This window comes from Xanthomonas cissicola, assembly GCF_008801575.1.
Classification (GTDB): domain Bacteria; phylum Pseudomonadota; class Gammaproteobacteria; order Xanthomonadales; family Xanthomonadaceae; genus Xanthomonas; species Xanthomonas cissicola.
In genome coordinates, this window is sequence record NZ_VZPL01000005.1 from 58322 (window position 1) to 76469 (window position 18148).

The window sequence follows — 18148 nt, forward strand, 5'->3', positions numbered from 1 at the left end:
CATGAGCACTGCGCGCGCCGGCATTTCCTATGCATTCGCCAAGCGTCACGGCGTGGTGCTGCTTGGCAGCGACACCACAGCGCAGATCGGGTTGCGCGAAGGTGGCGATGTGCAGGCCTTGATCGAGTTGCGCCGCGCGTTGGGCCTGCCATTGCAGGTGCGCACGCTGGCGCCGTCGGTGTTCGACCGGCATGTGTCGGAGATCTACGCCGATGCCGGGCTGGAACAAGGCGTGCAGGTGGAAGCGCTGGATCTGCATGGCAGCCTGGATTCGTTGATCGACGACATCCCCACCGCCGATCTGCTCGACAGCCAGGACGATGCGCCGATCATCCGCCTGATCAACGGCATCATCGCCGAAGCCGCGCGGCTGGGTGCATCCGACGTGCATCTGGAATCCTACGAATCGCGTTTGCGCGTGCGCCTGCGCGTGGATGGCGTGATGCGCGAGGCAGCCACGCTGCCCGGACGCATCGCACCGCTGCTGGTGTCGCGCGTCAAGGTGATGGCGCGGCTGGATATCGCCGAAAAACGCATCCCGCAGGATGGGCGCGTGTCGCTGGTGATGGGGGCCAAGGCGCTGGATGTGCGCGTCTCCACCTTGCCCACGCGCGGCAGCGAGCGCGTGGTGCTGCGTATTTTGGATAAGGAACAGGGCACGCTGTCGCTGGCGCAACTGGGCATGCCACCGGCGGTGATGCACGCCGTACAGCGTGCCTTGCAGGTGCCCAACGGCATCGTGCTGGTCACCGGGCCCACCGGTTCGGGCAAGACCACGACCTTGTACGCGGCGCTGCGCTTGCTCAACGATGGCTCGCGCAACATCCTCACCGTGGAAGACCCGGTGGAGTACGCCATCGACGGCGTCGGCCAGACCCAGGTCAACGCACGTGTCGGCATGACCTTCGCCGCCGGCCTACGCGCGATCCTGCGCCAGGACCCGGACGTGGTGATGATCGGCGAGATCCGCGATACCGAGACTGCGCAGATTGCGGTGCAGGCCAGCCTCACCGGCCATCTGGTGCTCTCCACCGTGCACACCAATGATGCAGTGGGTGCGGTCACGCGGTTGCGCGATATGGGGATCGAGCCGTTTCTGCTGGCATCGAGCCTGCGACTGATTCTGGCGCAGCGGCTGGTGCGGCGCTTGTGCACGCAGTGCCGCAGTGCACGGCCGATGGACGCTGGGACGGCCCACCTGTTGCAGGCGCCGGCCGATGCAGTGATCTACGCAGCGGCCGGCTGCAACGCCTGCCACCACAGCGGATACGCCGGGCGCGTGGGTATCTACGAAGCGATTGCGGTAGACGATGCGATGCGCCGTTTGATCGGCGACAACGCCGACGAAGATGCACTGGCTGCGGTCGCCTTCGCACGCGTACCGCGGCTGGGCGAAGCGGCACGCGCGGCCGTGCTGCAAGGCCTGACCACGCTGGAAGAAGCGCTGCGTGTGACTCGCCAACAGGACGATGCGCATGCCGCAGTTTGATTACACCGTGCTCGATCTGCATGGGCGCAACCGGCACGGCGTGATCAGCGCCGACAGCATAAACAGCGCACGTGCGCAGCTGGAACAGCGCCAATGGGTGCCGGTGCGTGTGGAAGTTGCGGCCGCGACCGCCAGCACGGCCGTGCGCGCGGCGCGCTTCAGTGGCAAGGATCTGGTGCTGTTCACCCGCCAGCTCGCCACGCTGGTGGAGACAGCACCGCTGGAAGAAGCCTTGCGCACCATCGGCACACAGTCCGAACGCCGCGGCGTGCGTCGGGTCACCAGCCAGACGCATGCATTGGTGGTCGAAGGGTTTCGCCTGTCCGATGCGATGGCACGCCAGGGCAAGGCGTTTCCTGCGTTGTATCGCGCGATGGTGGCCGCTGGCGAAAGCGCGGGTGCGTTGCCGCAGGTGCTGGAACGACTGGCCGATCTGCTCGAACGCCAGGCACAGGTGCGCAGCAAGTTACAGTCTGCATTGGTCTATCCGACAGCGCTTGCAGCGACGGCCGGTGCGGTGGTGATCGTGCTGATGACCTTCGTGGTGCCCAAGGTGGTGGACCAGTTCGATTCGATGGGCCGCGCCTTGCCGTGGCTGACGCGCATGGTGATCGGCGTGTCGCATTTCCTGCTGCATGCAGGCATCCCGCTGCTGATCGCCCTGGTGGTGGCGCTGGTTGCAGCGGTGCAGCTGCTCAAGCGCCCGGCGCTGCGCCTTGCAGCGGACCGGGCGCTATTGCGCGCGCCACTGCTGGGCCGGTTGATCCGCGATCTGCACGCCGCGCGCATGGCACGCACCCTGGCGATCATGGTCAACAGCGGCCTGCCATTGATGGAGGGGCTGATGATCGCTGCGCGCACCGTGGACAACCGCGCGCTGCGGCTGGCCACCGACAGCATGGTCACCGCGATCCGCGAGGGCGGCAGCCTGGCCGCGGCCATGAAGCGCGCGGGGGTGTTTCCGCCGACGCTGCTGTACATGGCCTCCAGCGGCGAAAACAGCGGTCGTCTGGCGCCGATGCTGGAGCGTGCGGCCGATTACCTGGAACGCGAATTCGAGGCCTTCACCACCGCCGCGATGAGCTTGCTGGAGCCGGCCATCATCGTGCTGCTCGGCGGCGTGGTGGCGGTGATCGTATTGTCGATCCTGCTGCCCATCCTGCAATTCAACACCCTCGCGCTTGGTTGAGCGCAGCCGCTTATCTTTGGAGACCGTCATGCAGTCCATCCACTCTCGTGCACGCCTTGGCTGGCCGACGGCACAGCGACGCACGCGTGGTTTCACCCTGGTCGAACTGATGGTGGTCATCGTCATCATCGGCCTGCTCGCCACCGTGGTGATGATCAATGTGATGCCCAGCCAGGATCGCGCAATGATCGAAAAAGCCCGCGCCGACGTGGCGGTACTGGAGCAGGCGCTGGAAACCTATCGCCTGGACAACCTCAGCTACCCGAGTACCGAACAAGGGCTGCAAGCCCTGCTCAACCCGCCGAGCGGATTGACGCGACCGGAGCGCTATCGGCACGGCGGCTACATCCGCCGGCTGCCGGAAGACCCATGGGGCCATGCGTATCAATATCGGCGTCCGGGTCGCAATGGCGGCTTCGATGTGTATTCGCTAGGCGCGGACGGTGCAGAAGGCGGCGACGCCGACAACGCCGATATCGGCAACTGGCGCTGAGTGCCGACAATGTCATTCATGCCGGCCACAAGGCAATCGTCGATGCACATGCACATGCACGTGGCGCCAATGCGCGCGCGTGGCTTCACCCTGCTCGAGCGTGGCTTCACCCTGCTCGAGGTGCTGGCCGTACTGGTGATCACCGCGCTTGCCAGCACGCTGGTGGTGATGACCTTGCCCGATACGCGGCGCGATCTGCACGATCATGCCGACACGTTGGCCAGCGCGCTGATGCATGCACGCGACGAGGCGATCATGAGTTTGCGCATGGTGGAGGTCAGCATCGATGCCGGCGGCTATGCGTTCCGGCGTCAGGTGCAGCAGCGTTGGATCGCCTTGGATGAAACGCCATTCGCTACGATGCGTTGGCCGGAAGGCATCCAGGCGCAACTGCCGGCCGGCAGCAAGCAACTGAGTGTGCGCTTCGATCCCACCGGCGCGGCCACACCGCAGCGCATCGCATTGGGCGATGGCCGGCAACAGATGCAGATCGTGGTAGATGCCGCAGGCGTGGTGCAGGTCGATGCGCCCTCTCGCTAACGCACGCGCATCGGGTGGATTTTCGCTGCTCGAACTGATGGTCGCGCTGGCGATCTTCGGCATGGCGGTGGTCGGCCTGTTGAACCTTTCCGGCGAGAGCACGCGCACAGCGGTGGTGTTGGAAGAGCGCGCGCTTGCCGCGGTGGTGGCAGAAAACCAGGCGATTGAAGCGACGCTGGCGCCGGCTCCGGCAATCCGTGCGCCTGCGAACGGGCAGGTAATGCTCGGCGGGCGCAGCTGGGAGTGGCAACGCCAGTCGCTGCCGGCCGGCGCGGCAGGCCTGTTGCGGATCGAGGTGCGCGTGCGTGCCGCAGGCCAAGTGCAGGACGTTGCCAGCCTGAGCATGCTGCGGAGCGCAGAATGATCCGCAAACAGCGCACGCGCGGCTTTACTTTGATCGAATTGTTGGTGGCCTTGGCGATATTCGCGTTGGTGGCCGCAGCTGCGGTGGCGGTGATGCGGCAGAGCATCGATCAGCGCGATGCCGTGCGCGCGCGACTGCAGCAGATTCGCGACTTTCAATTGGCCCATGGCCTGCTGCGCAGCGACCTGCAGCAGGCCGCGGTGCGCCGTACCCGCAACAGCGAGGGCAGCGCCGCACGCAGCGCCTTTGTTGCGAGTGCGTCCGGGACGTACGGGCCCTTGTTCGGGTTTGTGCGACGTGGCTGGAGCAATCCGGACCAGGCGCCGCGTGCGTCGCTGCAATACGTGGAATATCGCATCGTGGATGAGCGGCTGGAGCGCAGCGCACGCTCTGCGCTCGACGGCGGGGCAGCTGGCACGCCGCAAGTGTTGTTGCGCGGCGTACGTTCGGCGTCGGTGGCATTCCATTACCGGGCGCAATGGAGCGATGGCTGGAGCGGTGGGCTTGAAGCGTTGCCGGATGCAGTCGCGCTGGAGCTGGACCTGGAGCACTGGGGGCGCGTACGCCAACTGTTCCTGTTGCCGGAAGGGCGCACGTGATGGCACTGCACGCACCTGCCAGGCAACGCGGCGTAGCCTTGCTCACGGTATTGCTGCTGGTTGCCGTGATGACCTTGCTGATGGCGGCCGTGCTGGAAGACCTGCGCTTTGGTCTGCGCCGCAGCGGCAATGGCGAAGCCATGACGCAAGCGCAGTGGTACGCCCTGGGCAGCGAGGCCGTTGCGCGGCAACGCTTGCAGGCGCTGTCCGAGCGGGATCCGCTGCGCACTACGCTGGACGGCGGCTGGAACGACCAGCCGATCGGCTTTCCGCTGGACGACGGTGCGGTGAGCGTGCGTCTGCACGATCGCGGCGGCTGCTTCAATCTCAACAGCGTGGTCGTTGGTGCGCCCGAACAATGGCAGCGTAGCGATGAGGGCGCACGCCAATATCGCGCATTGCTCGACGTGTTGGGCATCGCCCCGCAACAGGCGCATGCGCTGACCGACGCATTGGTGGACTGGATCGACTCCGACACACAGCCGGGCGTGCACGGTGCCGAAGACGACCGCTACCTGCAGGCGGCCGCACCGCAGCGCACCGGTGCAACCTTGCTGGCAGGCGTCAGCGAACTGCGCGCCATCGCCGGTTATACGCCGCAACTGATTGCGCAACTGCAGCCGTATGTCTGCGCATTGCCGGAGGGCCGCTTGTCGCCGATCAATATCAACACGCTGCGCCTGGACGATGCGCCGGTGCTGGTGGCGTTGACCGGAGGAGCGCTGGAGCTGCCGGCCGCGCGACGCGTTATCGCTGCACGGCCGGCTGGAGGATGGCGCGACATCCGGATGTTTCTCAGCCAGCCGGCGCTGATGCAGGCCGAGTTGTCCAATGCGGTGATGGAACAACTCGCACTGCGCACCCGCTATTTCTCTCTCTACAGCCAGGTCGACCATGCCGGCGCGCAGGTCATGCTGGAAGCGTTGCTGCAACAGGAAACGGCCGGCCGGATCCGACTGGTCGCGCGCCAATGGAGTTCTGACCAATGACCACCACGTTGTTGTTGCTGCCAGCCGATGCAGCCGCTGAATCCATTGCGGTGCGTGCAGATGCGCAGGGGCAGGTGCAATCGGTGGGTCAAGCCACCACGCCGCCAGAGCCATCCGCGCGCACCCTCCTGGTGGTGCCGGGTGTGGATGTGCATCTGCGCTGGTTGCGCTTGCCTGGCCGCAGCATGGCGCAATCACGGGCCGCTGCGCGTCTGCAACTGGCTGAGCATCTGGCGATTGAGACGCAGGCCCTGCATGTGGTGATCGCCGATAGCGCTGAGGCCGATGGCACACGCCTGGTCGCCGCAGTGGACAGCGTGGTGATGCAGCAGTGGCTGGCGCGCGCAACGCAACTCGGCTTCGCTCCCGATGCGGTGGTGCCGGATTGCCTATTGCTGGAGCCTGGTGCCGATGCGACGGCAGCAGTGATGCACTGGGACGGCCGTTGGCTGATCCGTGGCGCACAGCTGGCCTGCAGCCTGGAGCCAGAGGCAGCGCGTCTGCTGCTGGGCGATCGTGTGCCGGCAGTGCCGCCGGGGCCCGACCCAACGCACTCCATCGCCGGCTTTGCGCGCTCCGCTGCGCACGTGCCGATCGATCTGCTGCAGCACCCGTTCGCGAACAAGGCCGCTGCCGAGCAAAAGCGCGCTCCGCGCCGTCTGGCGGTGCTGGCTGCGCTGGTGCTGCTATCGCCGGTGCTGCTATCGCCGGTGTTGCTGTTGCTGGCGCAGACCTTGCGCTACGAGATCGGTGCGCGTGTACTGCAAGCGCGGACCGCCACGCAGTTGGGTGTGCACGACGCAGCGGCGGTGCCAGCCGCATTGCAGGCGCGTCGGCAGGCCGGCACGGCGACCGATCGCCTGGCGATGCAGCTGAGCACCTTGTTCGCCGCAGTCGATACCCTTCCAGCGGCAGAATTGGATCAGCTGGACTACAACCCCGCACAGCCGTTGCGCGCGACCTTGCTGCACACCGATGACGCCAGCCTGCAGCAGCTCTCGGCGCGGCTTGCGGATGCTGGATGGCACCTGGATCCGGGCAGCAGCCAAGTCGAGGACGGTCGCATGCGGACACCGTTCGCGCTGGAGCCATTGCGATGAAGGCATCGCTGCAACGCGGCACGCAATGGTGGCAGACCCGGGCGCCGCGTGAGCGGCGCATGTTGGGCGTGATGTGTGCCGCACTGGCGGCATTCGTCGGTTGGTATGCGCTTTACGTCCCATTGCGGCACTGGCATGACCGGGCCTGGGCGCGCTATGCCGATGCTGCGCAGCTGGCGCTCGATGCATCTGCGCAGGCAGCGTCGACCAGACGCGCCGCCGCACTGGGCTCACCGGCCCTGGCCGAGATCATCGCAAGCAGCGCACGCGATGCCGGCGTCAACATCACCTCCCAACAGCGCAGCGCCGCGGGCGGGGTGGACGTGCAGATCGAGGCCGTCGGCGCGGCCGCGCTGTTCGGCTGGCTTGAGCGATTGCGACAGGCGCACGGCCTGGCGCCGACACAACTGAGCGTGGCACGCGAGCAGGGCCAACTCCGCGTACGCTGCGGGTTTGCGGAATCGGGACCGTGACACGCATGCGCTGGGCCTTGATCTTGGTGTCGATGGCGGGCGTCGCGCTGCTGGCATTTGTCCCGTTGCGCCTGGTGCTGCCGCGCGAGGGGCTGCCGTTCTCGGTGCTGGATGTGGAGGGCCCGATCTGGGCCGGCACGTTGCGGCAGGTGCAATGGCAAGGCATCGTGTTCGGCGATGTGGCGGTGCGGCCGCGGGTCTGGCCGCTGTTGCGTGGCGAACGTCGGGTGCAGTTGCAGTCTACACAGTTGCAACTGCTGTTGGTGGACGGCGCGCAACGCGGCATGCGCAATGCACAGGGCCAACTCCTGGTGCGCCAGCCGGGTGGCGTGGCACTGATCGATCTGGCGGTGCAGCTGCAGCAGGTCGATCTGCTATTCGATGCCACCGGCTGCGTGCAGGCGCACGGGCGTGTCAGCCTGCAATTGCTGGCAAGCGGGGCGGGCGCGCTGCCCGGTCTGCCGCCACTGCGCTTGTCCGGGCAGCCGGCGTGCGTGGATCACACCGCCGTGCTGACCTTGCTGCCCGACACCGCATTGCCCGCCGGCGTGCAGGCCAAGGCGCAGCTGCAACTCTGGCCCGACGGACGCTGGCAACTGCAGTCGCGCGTGGATCCAGCGCAGGACGCAGTGTTGGGTGTCGGGCTGCAATTGCTGGGCTTCGCTGCTACTCCGGAGCGCGGGTTTTTGCGCAACGATGAAGGTCGATTGCACTAGAAACGCTATGACTGGCGACGTGCCACAGCACCCGTCTTCTGCACCATGATCGTGCATGCGTTGCGGCTGATATGTTCGTTGCGGCGATTGGATGGCGTGTAGGCTCATCCGTTGACAACGTTGTCGTCGTGGCGCGGCAAGCAGTCATCGCGGCACGGGTTCGCCTGTGCAAGTACCGCGATACGCGCTTTGGAATACACATGAGCACGCCGCGAAGGACGGTGACGCAGCCAGCAGTGATTGCGACGTCGGGGCCGCGACGTGGACTGCCCAGAATTGGTCTGGTCACAAGGAATTGGTCAGTGACTGGTCATGTGACAACGATGCCCAGTGCGCTTCCGATATCTTTGCACGCACCGTTGCAGGTCAATGGCGGTAAGGATCGGGTGCATTATCAGAGCGCTATCGAACGCTTTCGAAAGTGACTGTTGACACGATCTTTTAGAGACCATAAGAATCAACTCCACTGAATTGGTACTTTCCAGTCAGGGCCGTTGATCAGCAATGGCATGCGTGCCCGTCCTGGGACGGACGCGGCATCGGCACCCACGGGGGGGCTTGCGGGGTGCTCGCAGACAACAGATCGCAGGCGGTTCCGGACATCCGGAACTGGTGACCTGTGCGCGCGTGGTTGGGTTGCCAGCGCCGGGATCTGTCATCGCTGATCGATCGGAACGCCAGTCGCGTTGTCGTCCAGCCATTCCACTTCAGGATTTCTCATGTCGCCTCTCCCGCGTGCCTCGCTGCGTTGTTGTTCGCCCTCATCGCTGTCCCTTGCCATTGCGCTGTCGCTGCTTGCCTGCGGCGCCAACGCGCAGACACAGGACGCATCGGCGGCGGCATCGGCGCAGATCTCCCAACTCGATGCCATCAAGGTCACCAGCTCGTACCAGAAGAGCCTGATCACCGCGATGGACAACAAGCGCGACGACGTGCGCATGACCGACGGCATCTCTGCGCAGGACATCGGCAAGTTTCCTGCCGAAAACATCGCCGAGGCGATCCAGCGCATTCCCGGTGTGCAGATTTCCACTATCAACGGGCGCGGTTCCACCATCAGCGTGCGTGGCCTGGGGCCGCAGTATTCGGCCACCACCATCAACGGCCAGGTGATCAAAAGCGCCGATTTCACCGATGGCTTCCGCTACGACATCATCCAGCCAGAAGTAGCCGCCGGCATCGAGGTGATCAAATCGCCATCGGCGGACATGGACGCCGGTGGCCTGTCGGGCACGGTCAACATCAACACCACCAAACCCCTGGACTACCAGCAGACCAAGCTGCTGTTCTCAGCCAAAACGCAGTACTCCGAGTTTGCCGGTGGTTCGCCAACGCCCAAGGGCGTGCTGACCTATATCGACCAGTTCAAGTTCGGTGGCGGCGATCTTGGCGTGTTTCTCAGCGCCGGCTATCAGAAGCTCAAGGATCGCGCCGATTATCTGTGGATCGACCGTTGGTACACGCAGGCCACCGACGCCGGCACGTTGTATATCCCACGCCGTCCGCGCTATCGCTCGATCGAGCGCGAGACCACGCGCAAGATGTTCAATGGCGGGCTGCAATGGAAGCCTAGCGAACAGCTGGAGATGAACCTCACTGCGCTGTATTCGCAGGACAGGACCGCCAACGACATGAACCAGCTGGTGTACTCGTTCGAGCGCAGTCCGCTGACAGTGCTGCAGACCAACGGGCTGACCGCCACACAGGTGTCGGCGTCGGATTACTGGCTGGAAAATAATCACCAGATCGAACAGCACAATCTGTCCACTCAGTTGCTCACCTACGACTTCAAGTGGAAGGGCGATGCCTGGACGCTGAGTGGCGCGGCCAATTACACCCAGGGCAAGACCGACGAGAACGAGCGCGCCGCGATCCTGGGACGGATTCCCTCGGCAACGCTGCTGGATACCTCCAATCCCGACGCGATCTCGCTGACCACCGATGCCGATGCCAATGACGCCAGTGCGTGGAACAAGACCAATCTGGTGCGCAGCGAATACCCCAACGGTTCCATCCAATCGCTCAGCAACAAGGAATGGTCGCTGCAACTGGATGCCGAACGGTATCTTGAACTGGGCGCGTTGAACGCGGTGCGCTTCGGTGCCAAATACCGTCGCGAAACCTTCGATCGCGATGTGCGCCGGCGCGACTTCCTGTATCTGCTCAGGACCGGTGCGGTGTCCGGCTTCGACATGTTCCCGGAGCTGTCCGCAGCCAGCAGCACGGTCAGCAACTTCCTTGACGGACAACTCGCCTCGCAGGACAGCTGGGTCACCCCGGACGTGGCGGCTTATGCGCGCTCGCTGGCGGCCGCGGGCATCACCGTGCCGGTGCTGTTTGCACCGCAGAGCAGCTACAGCATCGAGAACGACATTTCTTCGGCGTATGCGATGGCGCGCATCGACACCGACATCGGCAGCATGCGTCTGCGCGGCAATGTCGGCATGCGCTACGAAAATACCAAACGCACCACCGATACCTACCTGACTCAGACGCAAGCCGCCAGCGACGACGCCAATGTCGTGGTCGGCACCGCTCGCGCGCCCTACGAGTATTCCAACTGGTTGCCCAGCCTGAATCTGGTGCTGGATATGCGCGAAAACTTGTTGCTGCGCTTTGCGGCCGCCAAGGTCCTGGTGCGGCCGATTCTGGACAGCAACACCGCGATCGCTTCGACGATTTCCACCGGCACCAATACTGGCGGCACCACCACCTATGTCGTCGCCCAGGGCCAGACCGATCTGAAGGCATTGACCGCTGACCAAGCCGACCTGAGCCTGGAGTGGTATTACGGCAACGGCGGCGCGCTGACCGTGGCCGGATTCTGGAAAAACATCAAGAACGGCACCTTCAATAGCATCGTTTGCCCGGCCGCCTTTAACGGTACCGTGCTCTCCAGCAATGCAGCCGGCGATTGTGTGAGTAGTAACGGCGATATCTACGAGATCACCGCCACCACCAATGATCCGAGCAAGGTAAAGATTCGCGGTTACGAGCTGGGCTGGACGCAATCGCTGGATGCCTGGTTGCCGATCGATGGTTTCGGGTTCAACACCAATTTCACCCGGGTGATTCCGCAGCGCGATACCGATTTCAAGATCCGCAACCTGTCAGAACAGACCTGGAACGCGACCGCGTACTGGGAGAGCGCGCACTACTCGGCACGCGTGTCGCTCAATCATCGCAGCGAGTACGAACAGGACAGCAGCGACAGCTTCTTCGCGCGCGAAGGCCACATCATGAAGGCACGCACGCAGCTGGATGCAGTGCTTGGCTACCAGGTCAACGACAAGCTGAGTTTCCAGCTGGGCGGCCTGAATCTCACCAACCGAAAGGAAGAAGCGTACAAGGACATCCCCAGCCGCTGGCAGATGACCGGCGTCACTGGTCGAAGCTACTACCTGTCGATGCAGTGGGACATGCTTTGATGCTGAGGCAGCGCGCTTCGGGCCGCCGTGCACAGTTGCGTGCGGCGGCCAGCAGTGAGGGCAACAGTGCGGTTTCGTTGGAAGCGTGCCATGCAGTGCTAGCAGTGCAGGCACCATGTGACGTGCATGCACTGCAGTTGACCAGGCGCTGCCATGCGCAGGCGTGAGTTCCTAGCCGGCAGCGTCTGCGCCTCATCGCTGCTTAGCGCGCCTGCGCTGGTCTCTGGCGCGGCAGCCGCAGGCACCAGACGTGTCGGTACCAGCGCCAAGCCGCGTCCCAGGCCACAGGGCTCCGCGACAGATGCCGGCGGCCAATGGCTGGATCTGGACGATGGGTGGCGCTTCCATGCCGGCGATGTGCCATTTCCGCGCCTGCTGGGGCAGGACGAGACGTACGCCAATGGCAAGGCGGGCCGGGCCTGGGGCGCAGCGGCGCCGGAGTTCGACGATACCGGTTGGCGGCAGCTGCAAGTGCCGCACGATTTTGTATTGGAGCAACCGGTGCGCGCCGACGCCAACGTCGCGCAAGGCTATCGCCCGCGCGGTATCGCCTGGTACCGGCGCACGTTTCGGCTGGAAGATGCAGTGCGCGGCCAGGCGGTGGAACTGCGTCTGGACGGTGTCGCCAGCCATGCCACGGTGTGGGTCAACGGCATGCTGATGGCGCGCAGTTGGAGCGGCTACAACGGGCTGGTGATCGACATCACGCCCGTCGCACGTTATGGCAATGCATTGAACTGCATCGCCATCCGCGTCGATGCCGAGGCCATGGATGGGTGGTGGTACGAAGGCGGCGGCATCTACCGACACACCTGGCTGGTGCTGCGCGCGCCCCTGCATATCGCCGGCGATGGCCTGGCAGCCGTGCCGCGGGAAGGCCCAGACGATGTTTGGCAGGTGCCGGTGCAGTTGGACCTTGTCAACAGCGGTGAACAGCCCGCTGATGCGTGGGTCGAGGTCGTCTTGCGCGACACGCATGGCGCTGTCGTGGCGCATGGCGAGACACAACGACGCGTCGCCGCATTCGGCACGGCACAGGCGGCGCTCAGCATCGCAGTGCCGCAGCCGCAGCGCTGGAGCGTGGACACCCCCGTGCTGTATCGCCTGCAAGCCGAAGTGCGCAGCGCGGATGGCCGCAGCGACCGTGCCGCATGCGAGGTCGGTTTTCGTAGCCTGCGCTTCGACGCCGATCACGGGTTTTTTCTCAATGGGCGTCCGCTCAAGATCATGGGCGTCTGCCTGCATCAGGACCATGCTGGCGTCGGCGTGGCGTTGCCCGATGCGCTGCATGTGTTTCGTCTGCAGCGGCTGAAATCGATTGGCTGCAACGCCATCCGTCTGCATCACGCAGTGGCGCCGGAACTGCTGCAGGCCTGCGACCGTCTCGGCATGTTGGTGATGGCCGAGAACCGCTTGTTCAATCCTGCACCCGACTATGTGGCGTTGCTGCGCAACATGGTGCGGCGCCAGCGCAATCATCCCAGCGTGTTTCTGTGGTCGCTGCTCAACGAAGAGCCGCTGCAAGGCACCGCCACCGGTTACGCGATCACGGCGCGCGCCGCCAGCGCGGTGCGGGCGCTCGACGACACGCGCCCAATCACCGCCGGCATGAACGACGGCATGTTCGCCACCGGCGGCGCGGCCGATGTGGTGGACGTGCTCGGTTTCAACTATCGGCAGTACAACTACGACCGCGTGCATGCAGCGCGTCCGCGCACGCCGATGCTGTCCAGCGAAGACACCAGTGCGTTTCAGACGCGTGGTGCGTGGTTCACCGATCTGGATGCGCACGTGGTGGCCGAAGACGACAGCCTGGCCGCGGACTGGGGCAATACCCATCGCCGCGCCTGGCAGCTGATTGTCGAACGCCCGTTCGTCGCCGGCAGTTTCGTGTGGACCGGCTTCGATTATCGCGGGGAACCCACGCCGTTCGAATGGCCATCGGTGGGGTCGTTCTTCGGCATCATGGACCAATGCGGATTTGCCAAGGGCGCCTATTGGCTGCGTCGCGCCTTATGGATCGACGATGCGCCGGTACTGCATCTGTTGCCACACTGGAACTGGCCCGGCCGCGAAGGTCAGCCGATCAAGGTCATGGCGTTCTGCAATGCCGAGCAGGTGGAGTTGTGGCTCAACGGCCGCTCGCTCGTGAAACAAGCGGTGGATCGTGCGCAATCGAATCAGTGGCAAGTGGACTACGCGCCGGGCATGCTCGAAGCGGTGGCCTGGCGTGGGGGACACGAAGTGGCGCGCACGCGCGTCGAAACCACCGGCGCCCCGGTCGCGCTCAAACTCATCCCCGACCGCAGCGAACTACACGGCGATGGCCGCGATGCGCAACCGGTGACGTTGGAAGCGGTGGACGCGCAGGGGCGCCACGTGCCCGATTGCAATGCACTGCTGACGCTGCAGATCAGCGGCGGCCGGCTGTTGGGTGTCGGCAATGGCGACCCGAATTCGCATGCAGCGGATCAAAGCACGCAGGTGGCGTTGTTCAACGGGCTGGCGCAGGCAATCGTGCAAGCCGGGAGCGGTGCGGGCGTGTTGCGCCTGCAGGCAAGTAGCCCCGGATTGCGCGATGCAGTGCTTGACATCGGCCGCACGTCGGCGCCGCTGCCGGCATCGGTGCCGATCGCGGCGCCAGTGATGGTGGTCGAAAGCTGGCGCCACACCGCTGCATTCGCGCAGCCGCCCGCACCGGATCTCCCGCGCCGTCCTAACGACAACAACAGCTGGAGCAACACGTTGCCAGGCACCTTGGAAAGCGCCCCCGAACGTGCCGGCTATGTGTTGTATCGCAGTCAATTCACACCGTGGCAGGGCATGCAAACCCGCGGCGGCATACTCGACCTGGGCCGCCTCAGCGGGCCGGCGCAGGTATTTCTGGACGGCCGCGCGGTCGCCCAGGCAGCGGCCGGAACACCGATCACCGTGGCGCTTGCACCCGCGGCCGGCGAGCGCACCCTGGCGGTGATTCTGCATGTCGCTGCCGATCAACCGTTTGGATTCCACGACGTCGTCACCGTGCATTATCGGAACCTGCCATGACCTTTTCACTGTTTTCCTCATCGTCGCCTGCGCGCCTGTTCGCCATGGTGCTGGGTGCGTTGCTCGCCACTCCCGTCCCCGTGCTGGCGGCACCGCCCGCGCAGGCAGTCGTGCAACGCCTGATCGGCGCGCGTGCCGCCCAGTTCGACATGACCGTCGCACCGCGTGGCGATGGTGCAGACTGGTACCGCATCGACGCCGGCGGCGACACGGTGCGCATTGCCGGCTCCTCGCAAGTAGCCTTGGCGCGTGGCGCCTATGCGTATCTCGGTCAAGCAGGTGCGGCCTCGATGAGTTGGGAGGGCGACCGCGTGGCGCTGCCAGCGCAATGGCCGGCCTACCGCAGTGGTCAAGTGCGCACGCCATTTGCCCACCGCGCCTATCTCAATACCTGCACCTACGGCTACACCACGCCGTTCTGGGATTGGCCGCGCTGGCAGCGCGAGATCGACTGGATGGCCTTGCATGGCATCGACATGCCGCTGGCGATGGAAGGCCAGGAAGCGATCTGGCAAGCGTTGTGGCGCGAGTTCGATGTCGGCGATGACGCGCTGGCGGAGTATTTTTCCGGCCCGGCGTTCACGCCGTGGCAGCGCATGGGCAATATCGAAGGCTATCGCGCACCGCTGCCGCAACACTGGATCGACAGCAAACGCGTGCTGCAGAAGCAGATCCTGACGCGCATGCGCGAGTTGGGCATGCAGCCGGTGCTGCCCGCATTTGCCGGCTACGTGCCCAGGGCGTTCGCGCAGGCCCATCCGCATGCGCGCATCTATCGCATGCGCGCCTGGGAAGGCTTTCACGAGACCTATTGGCTGGATCCGCGCGATCCGCTGTTTGCCAAGCTCGCGCGGCGCTTCCTTGAGCTGTACGCCCAGACCTACGGCGCAGGCGAGTTCTACCTGGCCGATGCCTTCAACGAAATGCTGCCACCCGTGGCCGACGATGGCAGCGACGTGGCCGCCGCCAGGTACGGCGACAGCATCGCCAACTCCGATGCTGCGCGGGCAAAAGCGGTACCGCCAGCGCAACGCGATGCACGCCTGGCCGAGTACGGGCAGGCGTTGTATCGCTCCATCGCGCAGGTGAATCCGAAGGCCACCTGGGTGATGCAGGGCTGGCTGTTCGGTGCCGACCGCCAGTTCTGGCAAGCGCAGGCGATCGCTGCGTTTCTCGGCAAGGTGCCCGACGCGCGCTTGATGGTGCTTGACATCGGCAACGACCGCTATCCCGGTACCTGGAAGGCATCGCAGGCCTTCGACAACAAGCAGTGGATCTACGGCTACGTGCACAACTACGGCGCTAGCAACCCGTTGTACGGCGATTTCGCGTTCTATCGGCGCGATCTGCAAGCCTTGCTGGCCGATCCGGACAAACGCAATCTGCGCGGCTTCGGCGTGTTTCCGGAAGGCCTGCACAGCAACTCGGTGATCTACGAGTATCTCTACGCGCTGGCCTGGGAAGGCCCGCAACAATCGTGGTCGCAGTGGCTCACGCACTATCTGCGCGCGCGCTACGGCCGCAGCGATGCTGCATTACTGAGCGCATGGTCTGATCTGGAAGCAGGCATCTACCAGACCCGTTACTGGTCGCCACGCTGGTGGAACAAGCGTGCCGGTGCCTACCTGCTGTTCAAGCGGCCGACTGCCGACATCGTCGATTTCGACGATCGTCCTGGCGACCCGCAACGCCTGCGCCGCGCCATCGATGCGTTGCTGCGGCAGGCCAACCGTTATGCAGATGCGCCGCTGTATCGCTACGATTTGATCGAAGACGCACGCCACTACCTGAGCCTGCAGGCCGACCGTCAATTGCAGGCAGTGGTGCAGGCCTATAATGCCGGCGATTTCGCGCGCGGCGATGCGCAGCTGGCGCGCACCACGCAACTGGTGCGGGGACTGGATGCGCTGGTTGGCGGTCAACACGAAACCTTGGCCGACTGGACCGGCCAGGCCGCCGCTGCGGCCGGCCACGATGCCGGATTGCGGCGCGCCTATGTCGGCAATGCGCGAGCGCAGGTCAGTGTCTGGGGCGGCGACGGCCACCTTGCTGATTACGCGTCCAAGGCGTGGCAGGGCATGTACGCAGACTTCTATCTGCAGCGTTGGACGCGCTTTCTCAGCGCGTATCGTGCTGCACGCAAGGCCGGCACGCCGTTCGATGCGGTGGCCGTGGATCACCAGCTTGCAACATGGGAACGCCAATGGTCCGCGCAGGACGAGATGTCGAAGCGTCAGCCGCCACGTGAGCCACTGAGCTTGCTGCACACCTTGCTGGCACAGGTAGATGCGCACGATCCAAGGCAACGCGCTTCGCAGGATCGCGGGCCAGACGCGCGGCAAGAAGGTGCATCCGGTGGCGTTCACAGCGCCACGCAAGGGGGCGCTCAATGAACGAATCCGTGTTGCGCATGGCGTTCATGCCGGAGCGCAGTTGCGTCGATGCAAGAGCCCAGACCACCAGATGTGCATGTCGCATCCACCTCTATGACGTGGGCGAGGGCGTGCAATGAGCGCACACACGCCCGCGGCTGCCACTCCCGCTGCAGCCGCACCGTCAAAGCGCGAACGCTTCCTCTCACTGGATGTGTTCCGCGGCCTGACCATCTTCCTGATGATTCTGGTCAACACCGCAGGGCCGGGCGCGCAGGCGTACGCGCAGCTGACCCACGCGGCTTGGTTCGGCTTCACGCTGGCCGATCTGGTGTTTCCTTCGTTCCTGTTCGCGGTTGGGAGCGCGATGAGTTTTGCGCTGGCAACCAACACGCCGCATCTGCAGTTCCTCGGCCGTGTGAGCAGACGCGCCGCGCTGATCCTGCTATGCGGTGTGCTGATGTACTGGTTTCCTTTTTTCCATCTGCAGCCAGATGGTGGATGGGCGTTCACGACGGTCGATCAACTTCGCCTGACCGGCGTATTGCAACGGATCGGCCTGTGCTATCTGGCGGCGGCATTGCTGGTGCGCTATCTGCCACCGCGCGGCATCGCGCCTGTCTGCTTAGCACTGCTGTTGGGCTATTGGGCGTTGTTGTACGCCTTCTGCCAACCTGGCGCGGAATTGAGCAAGACCGGCAATGCCGGCACTCGCCTGGATCTGTGGCTGTACGGGCGTGATCATCTGTACCGCAAGGATGGCGGCTTCGATCCTGAAGGCTTGCTCGGCACGCTGTCGGCCACGGTCAATGTGCTGGCCGGTTATCTGTGCGGGCGCTTCCTGCAGCGACATGGCAAGACCATTGCCAGCACGCGCAGCTTGTTGTTGGCGGGCGCAGGTCTGGTGCTGCTGGCGCTGCTCTGGGCACCGGCCTGGCCGTTGTCGAAGAAGCTCTGGAGCGGCTCGTTCGTCGCCTGCACGGTGGGCCTGGATCTGCTGGCGCTGGGTGCACTGGTATACCTGCTGGAATTGCGCGGCTGGACCGGCGGCAGCGGTTTCTTCACCGTTCTGGGGCGCAACCCGCTGGCGATCTACCTGTTCTCCGAATTGTTCGTGGTGGTGTTGCGGCTGATCCCGGCCGGAAGCTCCGGGCTGGACCTGTACGCCTGGGCCGGCATCGGCGTGTTCCAGACCATTACGCCAGGACCACTCGGCTCGCTGCTGTGCGCGCTGAGCTACACGCTGATGTGCTGCGCGGTGGGTTGGTGGATGGATCGGCGGCGCTGGTACCTGCGGCTGTGATCGCATCGCCCATCCGGCGACGGGCCAGGGTGCAACGCACTGACC

14 protein-coding genes are annotated in these 18148 nt (G+C 64.8%); all 14 read left to right on the top strand.

Annotated elements, in window-relative coordinates:
- Position 1 precedes the first annotated feature (1 nt).
- The 14 genes from gspE to F7R02_RS03695 all read left to right on the top strand — a co-directional run bounded on the left by gspE (position 2) and on the right by F7R02_RS03695 (position 18103).
- Positions 2 to 1489: a type II secretion system ATPase GspE gene (gspE, locus tag F7R02_RS03630; protein WP_078591340.1), complete on the top strand. Its 1488-nt coding sequence runs from the start codon at positions 2 to 4 to the stop codon at positions 1487 to 1489.
- Positions 1476 to 2678: a type II secretion system inner membrane protein GspF gene (gene gspF / locus F7R02_RS03635; RefSeq protein WP_078517435.1), complete on the top strand. Its 1203-nt coding sequence runs from the start codon at positions 1476 to 1478 to the stop codon at positions 2676 to 2678. The genes gspE and gspF overlap by 14 nt, the downstream gene beginning before the upstream one ends.
- 28 nt (positions 2679 to 2706) lie before the next feature.
- Positions 2707 to 3171, top strand: coding sequence for a type II secretion system major pseudopilin GspG (gene gspG, locus F7R02_RS03640; RefSeq protein WP_078591341.1), 465 nt, complete (start codon positions 2707 to 2709; stop codon positions 3169 to 3171).
- 48 nt (positions 3172 to 3219) lie between these two features.
- Positions 3220 to 3711, top strand: coding sequence for a GspH/FimT family pseudopilin (locus F7R02_RS03645; protein ID WP_078591342.1), 492 nt, complete (start codon positions 3220 to 3222; stop codon positions 3709 to 3711).
- Positions 3695 to 4075, top strand: a complete 381-nt coding sequence (gene gspI / locus F7R02_RS03650; RefSeq protein ID WP_005925167.1) for a type II secretion system minor pseudopilin GspI — start codon at positions 3695 to 3697, stop codon at positions 4073 to 4075. The genes F7R02_RS03645 and gspI overlap by 17 nt, the downstream gene beginning before the upstream one ends.
- A complete protein-coding gene (gene gspJ, locus F7R02_RS03655; protein WP_078591343.1) occupies positions 4072 to 4674 on the top strand; it encodes a type II secretion system minor pseudopilin GspJ in 603 nt (200 codons plus the stop codon). The genes gspI and gspJ overlap by 4 nt, the downstream gene beginning before the upstream one ends.
- Positions 4674 to 5663 (top strand): type II secretion system minor pseudopilin GspK, encoded by a 990-nt coding sequence (gspK, locus tag F7R02_RS03660; protein ID WP_011050488.1) that lies wholly within the window; start codon positions 4674 to 4676, stop codon positions 5661 to 5663. The genes gspJ and gspK overlap by 1 nt, the downstream gene beginning before the upstream one ends.
- The gene (gspL, locus tag F7R02_RS03665) at positions 5660 to 6763 is read left to right on the top strand and encodes a type II secretion system protein GspL (protein WP_078591344.1); all 1104 of its coding nucleotides are present in this window, start codon (positions 5660 to 5662) and stop codon (positions 6761 to 6763) included. The genes gspK and gspL overlap by 4 nt, the downstream gene beginning before the upstream one ends.
- On the top strand, positions 6760 to 7236 hold the full coding sequence (locus F7R02_RS03670) for a type II secretion system protein M (RefSeq protein WP_005911081.1): 477 nt from the start codon (positions 6760 to 6762) through the stop codon (positions 7234 to 7236). Before gspL ends, F7R02_RS03670 begins: the two co-directional genes overlap by 4 nt.
- Before the next feature lie 5 nt (positions 7237 to 7241).
- The gene (gene gspN / locus F7R02_RS03675; RefSeq protein ID WP_005911079.1) at positions 7242 to 7952 is read left to right on the top strand and encodes a type II secretion system protein N; all 711 of its coding nucleotides are present in this window, start codon (positions 7242 to 7244) and stop codon (positions 7950 to 7952) included.
- Between the two features lie 719 nt (positions 7953 to 8671).
- Positions 8672 to 11380, top strand: coding sequence for a TonB-dependent receptor (locus F7R02_RS03680; RefSeq protein WP_078591345.1), 2709 nt, complete (start codon positions 8672 to 8674; stop codon positions 11378 to 11380).
- Between the two features lie 153 nt (positions 11381 to 11533).
- Positions 11534 to 14428 carry a beta-galactosidase GalA gene (gene galA, locus F7R02_RS03685; RefSeq protein WP_078591346.1) on the top strand — a complete coding sequence of 965 codons (2895 nt, stop codon included), beginning with the start codon at positions 11534 to 11536 and terminating at the stop codon, positions 14426 to 14428.
- Positions 14425 to 16821: an alpha-N-acetylglucosaminidase gene (locus F7R02_RS03690; RefSeq protein ID WP_078591347.1), complete on the top strand. Its 2397-nt coding sequence runs from the start codon at positions 14425 to 14427 to the stop codon at positions 16819 to 16821. The genes galA and F7R02_RS03690 overlap by 4 nt, the downstream gene beginning before the upstream one ends.
- Positions 16822 to 16936: 115 nt before the next feature.
- Positions 16937 to 18103, top strand: a complete 1167-nt coding sequence (locus F7R02_RS03695) for an acyltransferase family protein (protein WP_078591348.1) — start codon at positions 16937 to 16939, stop codon at positions 18101 to 18103.
- The last annotated feature ends 45 nt before the right edge of the window (positions 18104 to 18148 follow it).

What these genes read in the sequence shown, in the direction of transcription:
- gspE (WP_078591340.1), top strand. Translation starts at nt 2, where the DNA reads ATGAGCACTGCGCGCGCCGGCATTTCCTATGCATTCGCCAAGCGTCAC.
- gspF (WP_078517435.1), top strand. Translation starts at nt 1,476, where the DNA reads ATGCCGCAGTTTGATTACACCGTGCTCGATCTGCATGGGCGCAACCGG.
- gspG (WP_078591341.1), top strand. Translation starts at nt 2,707, where the DNA reads ATGCAGTCCATCCACTCTCGTGCACGCCTTGGCTGGCCGACGGCACAG.
- F7R02_RS03645 (WP_078591342.1), top strand. Translation starts at nt 3,220, where the DNA reads ATGCACATGCACGTGGCGCCAATGCGCGCGCGTGGCTTCACCCTGCTC.
- gspI (WP_005925167.1), top strand. Translation starts at nt 3,695, where the DNA reads ATGCGCCCTCTCGCTAACGCACGCGCATCGGGTGGATTTTCGCTGCTC.
- gspJ (WP_078591343.1), top strand. Translation starts at nt 4,072, where the DNA reads ATGATCCGCAAACAGCGCACGCGCGGCTTTACTTTGATCGAATTGTTG.
- gspK (WP_011050488.1), top strand. Translation starts at nt 4,674, where the DNA reads ATGGCACTGCACGCACCTGCCAGGCAACGCGGCGTAGCCTTGCTCACG.
- gspL (WP_078591344.1), top strand. Translation starts at nt 5,660, where the DNA reads ATGACCACCACGTTGTTGTTGCTGCCAGCCGATGCAGCCGCTGAATCC.
- F7R02_RS03670 (WP_005911081.1), top strand. Translation starts at nt 6,760, where the DNA reads ATGAAGGCATCGCTGCAACGCGGCACGCAATGGTGGCAGACCCGGGCG.
- gspN (WP_005911079.1), top strand. Translation starts at nt 7,242, where the DNA reads ATGCGCTGGGCCTTGATCTTGGTGTCGATGGCGGGCGTCGCGCTGCTG.
- F7R02_RS03680 (WP_078591345.1), top strand. Translation starts at nt 8,672, where the DNA reads ATGTCGCCTCTCCCGCGTGCCTCGCTGCGTTGTTGTTCGCCCTCATCG.
- galA (WP_078591346.1), top strand. Translation starts at nt 11,534, where the DNA reads ATGCGCAGGCGTGAGTTCCTAGCCGGCAGCGTCTGCGCCTCATCGCTG.
- F7R02_RS03690 (WP_078591347.1), top strand. Translation starts at nt 14,425, where the DNA reads ATGACCTTTTCACTGTTTTCCTCATCGTCGCCTGCGCGCCTGTTCGCC.
- F7R02_RS03695 (WP_078591348.1), top strand. Translation starts at nt 16,937, where the DNA reads ATGAGCGCACACACGCCCGCGGCTGCCACTCCCGCTGCAGCCGCACCG.